General features: G+C 68.7%; 11 protein-coding genes and 2 tRNA genes. 3 read left to right on the plus strand and 10 right to left on the minus strand.

Annotated elements, in window-relative coordinates; translation table 11 throughout:
- The 3 genes from D8M34_RS17135 to D8M34_RS17145 all read right to left on the minus strand — a co-directional run.
- The coding region (locus tag D8M34_RS17135) for a hypothetical protein (RefSeq protein ID WP_148113074.1) at nt 1-212 on the minus strand (212 nt) is incomplete at its 3' end.
- On the minus strand, nt 209-400 hold the full coding sequence (locus tag D8M34_RS17140; protein WP_025104398.1) for a DUF2273 domain-containing protein: 192 nt from the start codon (nt 398-400) through the stop codon (nt 209-211). The genes D8M34_RS17135 and D8M34_RS17140, both read right to left, overlap by 4 nt.
- Nucleotides 397-834: an Asp23/Gls24 family envelope stress response protein gene (locus tag D8M34_RS17145; protein WP_025104399.1), complete on the minus strand. Its 438-nt coding sequence runs from the start codon at nt 832-834 to the stop codon at nt 397-399. Before D8M34_RS17145 ends, D8M34_RS17140 begins: the two co-directional genes overlap by 4 nt.
- Nucleotides 835-1,009: 175 nt before the next feature.
- Here D8M34_RS17145 and D8M34_RS17150 point away from each other — a divergent pair, with 175 nt between their 5' ends.
- Together D8M34_RS17150 and D8M34_RS17155 are read left to right on the plus strand one after the other, a co-directional pair.
- Nucleotides 1,010-1,621, plus strand: coding sequence for a TetR family transcriptional regulator (locus D8M34_RS17150; RefSeq protein ID WP_126894619.1), 612 nt, complete (start codon nt 1,010-1,012; stop codon nt 1,619-1,621).
- A complete protein-coding gene (locus tag D8M34_RS17155; RefSeq protein WP_126894620.1) occupies nt 1,621-3,288 on the plus strand; it encodes an MDR family MFS transporter in 1,668 nt (555 codons plus the stop codon). Before D8M34_RS17150 ends, D8M34_RS17155 begins: the two co-directional genes overlap by 1 nt.
- A 6-nt stretch (nt 3,289-3,294) precedes the next feature.
- On the opposite strand, the gene D8M34_RS18905 is transcribed toward D8M34_RS17155, so the two are convergent.
- Nucleotides 3,295-3,456 carry a hypothetical protein gene (locus tag D8M34_RS18905; protein WP_153245006.1) on the minus strand — a complete coding sequence of 54 codons (162 nt, stop codon included), beginning with the start codon at nt 3,454-3,456 and terminating at the stop codon, nt 3,295-3,297.
- 158 nt (nt 3,457-3,614) lie between these two features.
- Between D8M34_RS18905 and D8M34_RS17160 the strand changes: the two genes are divergently transcribed.
- Nucleotides 3,615-4,439 (plus strand): CPBP family glutamic-type intramembrane protease, encoded by an 825-nt coding sequence (locus tag D8M34_RS17160; RefSeq protein ID WP_238695701.1) that lies wholly within the window; start codon nt 3,615-3,617, stop codon nt 4,437-4,439.
- A gap of 9 nt (nt 4,440-4,448) precedes the next feature.
- On the opposite strand, the gene D8M34_RS17165 is transcribed toward D8M34_RS17160, so the two are convergent.
- The 6 genes from D8M34_RS17165 to D8M34_RS17190 all read right to left on the minus strand — a co-directional run bounded on the left by D8M34_RS17165 (nt 4,449) and on the right by D8M34_RS17190 (nt 8,695).
- Nucleotides 4,449-4,928 (minus strand): hypothetical protein, encoded by a 480-nt coding sequence (locus tag D8M34_RS17165; RefSeq protein WP_126894621.1) that lies wholly within the window; start codon nt 4,926-4,928, stop codon nt 4,449-4,451.
- Between the two features lie 234 nt (nt 4,929-5,162).
- Complete coding sequence (locus tag D8M34_RS17170; protein ID WP_126894622.1) at nt 5,163-5,840, minus strand: hypothetical protein; 678 nt, start codon at nt 5,838-5,840, stop codon at nt 5,163-5,165.
- Nucleotides 5,841-6,302: 462 nt separating this feature from the next.
- A tRNA-Met gene (locus D8M34_RS17175) sits at nt 6,303-6,376 on the minus strand.
- A gap of 32 nt (nt 6,377-6,408) precedes the next feature.
- Nucleotides 6,409-6,480, minus strand: a tRNA-Thr gene (locus tag D8M34_RS17180).
- A gap of 68 nt (nt 6,481-6,548) precedes the next feature.
- Entirely contained in the window at nt 6,549-7,697 is a 1,149-nt protein-coding gene (locus D8M34_RS17185; RefSeq protein WP_238695702.1) for a M23 family metallopeptidase, read from the minus strand.
- 239 nt (nt 7,698-7,936) lie between these two features.
- Nucleotides 7,937-8,695: an inositol monophosphatase family protein gene (locus D8M34_RS17190; RefSeq protein ID WP_238695703.1), complete on the minus strand. Its 759-nt coding sequence runs from the start codon at nt 8,693-8,695 to the stop codon at nt 7,937-7,939.
- Nucleotides 8,696-8,703: the final 8 nt, after the last annotated feature.

Below are 8,703 nucleotides of genomic sequence, written 5' to 3' on the forward strand. Positions count from 1 at the left end.
TCGGGACCGCCCCCGCGGCTCCCCAGGACGACCGGGACCGCCACGGAGACCCGCAGGTCGCCGCGGCTGTCGGCGAGGTCGACGCTCGCGTCTCCCGCGCCGACTCCGGCGACATCGCCGACGATCCCCAGCGCGAGCCGATGCAGCGCCCGGGCCTCGACGACCGTGGCCCCCGCCACGGTCGTCGGCCCGTCCGTCACTGCGACGCTCATGAGGACGATCGCCGCCCGCGCACCACGTCGGCGAGCGCCCGCACGTCCAGGCGACCGTCGACGATGCGGCCGACGACCGCACCGACGAGCATCGCGAGGGTGACGAGCAGGAACGCCCAGAACCCCCAGACGATCCAGGTCAGCGCGAGCACCGTCGCCGCAGCTCCGCCGATCACCGAGGCGTTCACTGGACTCGCGCCTCCGGAGCCTCGTCGTCGTCCTCGGAGGGGATGTGCACGTCGTTGACGGTCACGTTCACCTCGGCGACCTCCATGCCCACCAGCTCCACCATGGCCCGGTGGATCGCGGCCCGCACCTGGTCGGCCACCTTCTGCAGGGACACGGGGTACTCCGCGACGATCGTCACGTCGACGGCCACCTGCGTCTCGCCCACCTCGACGCTGATCCCCTGCGCGAGGTCGGTCGTGTTGAGGGCGTCGCGGATGGCGCCCATCATGCGTGCGGCGCCGCCGCCGAGCGCGTAGACCCCGTCCACCTCTCGTGCCGCGATGCCGGCGATCTTCGCGACCACCGCATCCTCGATCGTGGTCTTCCCCGCCGCCCCCTGCGACGCCGGAACGACCTGAGCCTTGGGCTGGGTGCCCCCAGTCACGTTCGCCATCTCGAGCTCCTTCATCCGTGTGACCACGCGGTTCCCGCGCGGGCCGTGTTCTCACGACACCACTAAGACGGTCGGGGAGCACAGAATGTCACAAACTTCTCCGAACGAATTTCGGCTCGCCTCTCGGCGGCAGCTCTCAGTGCACTCCAAGGTTCAGAGTGCAAAGTTGCACTCTATGGAGAACAGTGCAGAATCCACCCGGGAGCAGCGCAAGCGTCGGACCACGCGCGCGCTCACCGAAGCCGCGCGCCGCTTGACCACCGAGCGGGGCTTCGCGGGCTTCACCGTCGAGGAGCTGTGCGCCGACGCCGGGGTCTCGCGGCGCACGTTCTTCAACTACTTCGAGAGCAAGGAGAACGCGGTCTTCGGCTTCGCCGTCATCGACTCCCGCCAGGAGGAGCTCGAAGCGGCCTTCCTCGACCGCGAGGGCGATCTCCTGGACGACTTCGTGCAGCTCACCATCGAGCGGTTCGCCCTCTTCGATCCCATCGAGCACGCCGCGGAGCTGTTCGCCGTCATCGAGCAGGAGCCGCGGCTGCTGCGGGCCGCCTTCGAGCAGCAGGAGAAGCACGAGCGCCGCGACATCGCCCTCGTGGCCCGCCGCATCGGCACGGAGCCGGACGCGGAGCTGCGCGCGGAGGTGCTCGTCCACTCCGTCGGCGCGCTCGTGCGCCTGTGCATGGAGCAGCTGCTGCACCACCACTCCACCGAACCGTTCGCCGACCTCATCACCCGCCGGCTGCGCCTCGCGCGCGACCTCTACTCCCCTTCACAGAAAGCCCACTGATGTCCGCCACCGCCACCGCGGATGCGCCCTTCCTCCTGACGAAGCGCCGCATCTGGATCATCTTCAGCGCCCTGATCGCGGGCATGCTGCTCGCGAGCCTCGACCAGACGATCGTGTCGACCGCGATGCCCACCATCGTCGGCCAGCTCGGCGGCGTCGACCATCAGGTCTGGATCACCACGGCCTACCTGCTCGCCACCACCATCGTCATGCCGATCTACGGCAAGTTCGGCGACGTGCTGGGCAGGCGGTCGCTGTTCCTCGTCGCCATCGCCCTGTTCACGCTCGCCTCGGTCGGCTGCGCTTTCGCGACGGACTTCTGGATGTTCGTCGTCTTCCGTGCCCTCCAGGGCCTCGGTGGCGGCGGGCTCATGATCCTCTCGCAGGCGATCATCGCCGACATCGTGCCCGCCAACGAGCGCGGCAAGTACATGGGCCCGCTCGGTGCGGTGTTCGGCCTCTCCGCGGTCGCCGGACCGCTCCTCGGCGGCTTCTTCGTCGACCACATGACCTGGCAGTGGGCGTTCTACATCAACATCCCGGTCGGCATCGCGGCGTTCCTCATCGCCCTCGTAGCGCTGAAGCTCCCCAGCAAGAAGGCGGAGAAGCCGATCGACATCCTCGGCGTGCTCTTCCTGTCCGCTGCCACGACGTGCCTCATCTTCTTCACCGACTTCGGCGGCGACGCCGCGTTCGGCTGGGATTCCCTGGCGACCTGGGCCTGGGGCGCCGGCCTCGTGGTGTCGGCGACGGCGTTCGTCATCACCGAGTCGCGCGTGCAGGACCCGATCATCCCGCTCAGCCTCTTCCGCAACCCGATCTTCGTGAACGCCACCGCGATCGGCCTCGTCCTCGGCATCGGCATGTTCGCGGCGATCGGCTTCGTCCCGACATTCCTGCAGATGTCGTCCGGAACGTCCGCCGCCGCGTCGGGGCTGCTGATGATCCCGATGATGGTGGGCCTCATGGGGACCTCGATCTTCTCCGGCATCGCGATCTCGAAGACCGGGAAGTACAAGATCTACCCGATCCTCGGCACCATCATCACCGGCATCGCGATGGTCGCCATGACCACCCTGTCGGCGGAGACGCCGATCTGGCTGATCTGCGCGTTCCTGTTCGTCTTCGGCGCCGGGCTCGGCCTCATCATGCAGGTCGTCGTGCTCGTCGTGCAGAACGCCGTCCCGGCAGGCGAGATCGGCACCGCCACGAGCACGAACAACTACTTCCGCGAGGTCGGCGCCTCGCTGGGGACCGCGGTGTTCGGCACGATCTTCACCACGCGGCTGACGGAGAACCTCCTCGGCGTGTTCGCCGGCGCCGGGGCATCCCCCGAGGCCGCGTCCCAGGCCGCATCCACGATCGACCCCGCCACGCTGAACAGTCTGCCGGACGAGGTGCGCGACGGCATCGTCACGGCGTACGCGGACGCGCTCGCGCCGGTGTTCTGGTACCTCGTGCCCTTCATCGCGCTCGCGCTCATCCTGTCGCTGTTCCTCAAGCAGATCCCGCTGTCGGATCAGGCCGGTCTCGTGGCCCGCGGTGAGGCGATCAGCGGCGAGGAGGCCGAGCGCCTGGAGGCCGAGCTCCGCGCCGGAGGGCGGGTCGACGCCGCACGCGCGGACGCCGAGCCGGGAGAGACCGGCTCGGCGCCCGCAGGCAAGTAGCCCGCGCTAGGGGAGGTCGGCGACGTCGACGTCGTCGTCGTCCTCCCCGCCGCCCGTCGCCGGAAGCTCGTCGGGCTCGGGGTCGTGGTCGGTGGTGACGAAGTCGGGGTCGACGCCGATGGCCTCGATCTCCTCCTGGTTCTCCTGGCTGTTCGACGTGTCGGACATGGCGCCTCCTGACGTTGGGGATCCGGACGGCCAGTCTGAGCGGGCGGCTTCCCGGGGCCGAGGGGGTTGACACGGCGTGTCGTCCGGCGCTTTCGTCGGGTCCGGCACGGAACCACCAGACTAGAGCCGTCCGCCCCTTCCCCCTTCGAGGAGCACCCGTGATCGACGCCGCACCGCACCGTTCCGCCTGGCAGCGCTTCTGGGATTGCGGAGGCTGGTGGCGCGCTCTCCTGCTCGCGGCGGTGTACTACGGCCTCTATCAGCTGTTCTCGCTCGCCTTCCTCCCGCTGGCCGCGCAGGTCGACGACCCGGCCAGCGCAGCCGGCGTCCTCGTCTACGACGTCCTTCCGATCCTCGTCGGGGGTCTCCTGCTCATCGGGTTCATCGCCTCGGTCGGGTGGTGGCGCCCCGTGTTCGGGCGCCAGCCGATCCGGGGAGCGGGATGGATGTGGATCGCGATCGTCGCCGTCCTGCTGTTCAACGTCCTCCGCTTCCTCACGATCGACTATGGCAGCGTCGGGTTGGATGTGGTCGCGACCTGGCTGCTCGCGGGACTCGCCATCGGCTTCGCGGAAGAGGTCCTCACCCGCGGCCTCGTCGTGAAGATGATGCGCGACGCGGGGGCGCGCGAGCTCGTCGTCGCCGTCGTCTCGTCCGCCGTCTTCGCCGCGCTGCACTCGGGGAACCTGCTGACCGGTCAGGATCTGTTGCCGACGCTCTTCCAGCTCGTGTACACGTTCGCGTTCGGCATCTGCATGTACCTCGCGCTCCGCGTCACCCGGACCATTTTCGCCCCGATCCTCCTGCACGCCAGCACCGACCCGAGCATCTTCCTGCAGACGCTGCACCCCGCCGAGGGTGGGCTGACGGCGTTCGCGGCTCTGGGGAACATCGTGGTGGTCGTCGTGGGTCTCGTGCTGATGATCTTCATCCGCGGTCGCGTCCGCACCTCCGCACCCGACGCGTTCGCCCCTCAGCGCTGACAGCGCGCGTCACCCCGCACGCCAGACGGCGTGGGTGCCGACCGCCGCGATCGAGAACACCAGCACGGCCACCCGGTGCGCATCGCCGACGGCCAGGGCCGCATCGGAGGCACCGATGAGGTCGTCGGCGACACCGGCCACCATCGTCCGCGACACGACGGCATCGTCCATCTCGGCCACGCCGACCGCGAGCCACCCCATGACGAGCCGGAGGGATATCGGCCCGAGCTCGACCCCGAGAGGGACCGCAGGACAGCTCAGCACGTCGGCGACGGTCACGCCGTGCCGCCGCAGCCCGGCGAGGGCACCGGCGAGGGCACCGGTCAGCAGCGCGCGCCCGTACCCTTCGGCGACCAGCACGTCCCACGACTCCTGCGGCGCGAGCGTCTCCAGCCCGAGGCAGTGGCCGCGGCCCTCCGCGACCGCCTCCTCCAGGGCGCGCCGGGCGTCCCGGAACACGATGCTCGCACGGCGATCGGGCGCAGACACGGCAGACCTCGTCCCTCGATGCCCGCCATCTCGGTGGCCGGCTGGGTGGCCGACGCGTCACACTCTAAGGCGCTCCGCGCGGGTGAGGACGGTATCCCGGCACGGAGGTCGGAGACGACAAAACCCCCGGGAGGTTCCGGGGGTTTTCATCTTTAGTAGCCCAGCCGCGCCGCTTCCAGTCCCGTGGCCCGCGGACCAGACCCCTTGCTCCGGCATCCCGCGACTGCTTCGTCATTAGGAACTTGTTGTGGTCGGGTCGTTGATCGTCGTCAGTTTCGGTGGCGGCGTCCCAATCGGCGGGATCTCATCGTAGCGAAGGCCGTTTACACTGCCGTAGAGCACTCCGTAGACCTCGGCGGGTGAAACTGCAACGAGCCCGAGTTCGGCACGCGCGAGGGCCACCGCCTCAGCGGTCAGCTGCGCTAGTTGCGCCTTGCGGTCACCTATGTCCACTACCACCGTCGCATCCGGATCACCCGCCAGCTCGCGCGCACGTTCCACGTCGGCGGCAAACTCAGAAGCAATCTCGTCGATGAGGCGCGTTCGCTCCGCGAGCTTTCGCAGTAGCTGCGGGGAACCCCATGTCGCGATGTTCGCACGCATAGGTATGTCAATGCCCGCCAGATTGAGTCCATTAGGAATAACCGTTGCGGAAATCGTGATGAACTGCTCAAGCGCCTCACGCGACTTTTCGTCGAGGGCCGCAGCTCGGGCGTCCGCCCACGTCTCGACGCCGAGAATCACCGCCACAGCAGCGAGCGAGGCTGGAACGCACGCAGTTGCGAATCCGATGAAAGCAGCATCAGCACTCACAATGCCTATCGCGAGCATCGCAAGACTGCTGAGGAACGTGAGACCTGCGGCTGTCAGCGCGAGCCACTTGACGGTGCTTCTCGTCCATTGACCTCGCATGTAGCCTCTCCTAATCCCCCTTGCGCTTTTTGGGCACAGCAGGCCCAAAGCCTCGGACTTCAGTCGGCCAATCTCAAGCTGAAGTCGCGCCCCAACTCTTGCCTGCCTACCGACAGAGTGCGCTGTCGGTTCAAGTCAGCGGCCGCCTGCGCCATGTCCCTCTTTTCAGCCACGGATCATTACGGCTGACCTGACGCCAACGCAGTCACGAGTCGATGGCCCTGCTCCGCTTGAGTCTGCACCGCGGTCCGCCACTTCGCAACCGCTTCGGGCCGAGCGGGTTCTTGGGCAGCCGCAAGGGCGGCGTACTCGCAAGCAGCCCTGTGTCGCTCTGCGCGGCGGCGTCACATAGCAGGCTACGACAGAAGGTCGCAGTACATCGGCTCAGCAAGTTGCTCTACAGTGGGAGGCCACGCGGACCAAACAGATAAACCCCCGGGAGGTTCCGGGGGTTTCATTCTGTAGCAGGAGCGGGGCTTGAACCCGCGACCTCACGATTATGAGTCGTGCGCTCTCACCAACTGAGCTACCCTGCCGCACGGCATCCGCATCGCAGATGCGAACTCCGAGCCCCGAGTCAGGATTGAACTGACGACCCCTTCCTTACCATGGAAGTGCTCTGCCACTGAGCTATCGGGGCGTGCTGCCCCTCGCGGGGCAACCACACGAGAATACCATCACTGTGGCGTCCTCATGAAATCGAGACGGTCACTCCTCCGAGGTGAGCGACGTGCGTCCGGCGTTCTTCTTGAGCCACGGCATCGGGTCGATGGTCGTCCCGTTCACGATGAGCTCGAAGTGCAGGTGCGCCCCGTAGGAGCGGCCGGTGTTACCGGTCTTGCCGACGATGTCGCCGACCTTGACCTTGTCGCCCGCCTTCACCTGCAGCGAGCCGTACTGCATGTGCGAGTAGTGGCTCGTGATGACCGAGCCGTCGATGACGTGGTCGATGTAGACCGTGACACCGTAGGCGGCACCCTGCTCGGTCGCGATGCGGACGGTGCCGTCGGCGATCGCCTGGATGGGCGCACCGTTGCCCGGCACGAAGTCGATGCCCTCGTGGAGGCGGCCGCTGCGCATGCCGTAGCCGTAGCTCATGCCCACTCCGACGAGGAACGGCCACTGGATGGCGGCGTCCGGGTCATTCGTGAAGATCTCACCGGAGTAGTTGATGCCCTGCTCGGCGGCGACCTCGACGAGCGAGACCGTGCTGAAGTTGTCGGCGCGCGAGAGCGGCTCGTTCTGCACGCCCGACGGCGCGACGAAAGCCTGGATCTCGTCGTCCGCCGAGCCTGCCGCGTCGGCGGCGGCCGCGGTGACGAGGGACGTCGAGGCGAGGGATCCGCCCTGGGCGGCCGCGACGGCCTCCGCGGGCAGGGTCATGGACACGGCCAGGAGTCCGGCGAGCCCCATCGCGCCGACGGTGGCACCGGCGGCGAGGGTCTTGCGGATGCGGCGGGTGCGGTGAGGACCGACGGCCGCGAGGCCGGCGGTGTCGATCTTCGGCGCGGCCTGCGATGCGGCGTTCGCGACGAAGGCCGAACGCCGGGACGTCGACGCAGTCGGGATGGAGCCGGTGGTGCGGAACGCGCGGGAAGCCCGCTCGAAGGCGTCGCCCTCGGCGTCAGCCTCGGCGACGAAGGGCTCGGATGCCGGGGCGATGTCCTCGACCGGGACCGTGTCTTCGGACTTCTCGACGATCTCGGCGACGACGGGCACCGCGGGGACATCGGCGATGGCGGGTGCAGCCGCGGCGATGAAGGGCTCCTCGGGTGCGACCGGCACCGGGGGCACCTCGGCCTGGCGCTGACGCGCGGCGCGACGGGACAGGGGGATGACAGCAGCGAGGGCGATCACGGTCTCCGCGTCAGCGAGGGGTGCCGTCGACCCGCTCGCCGAGGCCTCGGAGGCCGCAGTGCGAGGGCGGCTGGACCGGCGCGTGGGCGCAGCGGCAGCCTGGGGGTTCTCGAAGGGCAAAGCTAATCTCTCGGTCGTTCGTGATGCTCGGGGGCGCAATGACAACTCTCACCTTCGGGTGGTGAAAGTAACGATCGGGTAAACACTACCCCGATCCTCCTGTGAAAGCCATGGATCGGTCAGGGTTTTTCCTCATCGAGGATATCCCGGAGTCGGTCGTGCACGGTCACGCCACCCGCGATCAGGAAGGGCCGCGGCGATTCCCGGTCGATCCGGCTCACGCGCCCACCCGCTTCCTGGACGAGCAGGGCACCCGCCGCGTGATCCCACGGTTTGAGGCCGCGCTCGAAGTATCCGTCCAGTCGGCCCGCCGCCACGTAGGCCAGGTCCAGGGCCGCCGAACCCATACGGCGGAGATCCCGGGCGATGGGCATCACCCGGCGGACCGTCGCGAGGTCGCCGTCGTGCGTCGCCGGGTCGTAGCCGAACCCGGTCGCCAGGAGTGCTCCGGCGTCGGTCACCGCGGTCACCGCGAGCCGGACGCCGTCCGACCAGGCACCGTGCCCGCGAGCGGCCGCGAAGGTCTCGCCGATGGCGGGCGCGTGCACGGCGGCGGCCAGCGCCTCCCATGCGTCGGGCTCCGGAGGGCCGCTGACGGCCGCGATGCTCACGTTGTACGCGGGGATGCCGTAGGCGTAGTTCACCGTGCCGTCGATGGGGTCGACCACCCACGTGATGCCGCTGTCGCCGGTGGCCGCCCCCGACTCCTCGCCGAGGAAACCGTCCGCCGGCCGCGCCGCGCGCAGTCGCTCGCGGATGAGCGCCTCCACCTCGCGGTCCGCCTCGGTCACGATGTCGGCGAGCGTCGACTTGGTCGCCGCGAGCCGGACGCCCTCCCGGCGTCGGGTACGGGCGAGCGCACCCGCCTCCTCGGCGATCTCCGTCG

The sequence above is a fragment of the Microbacterium sp. HSID17254 genome, assembly GCF_003989315.1.
Lineage (GTDB): Bacteria > Actinomycetota > Actinomycetes > Actinomycetales > Microbacteriaceae > Microbacterium.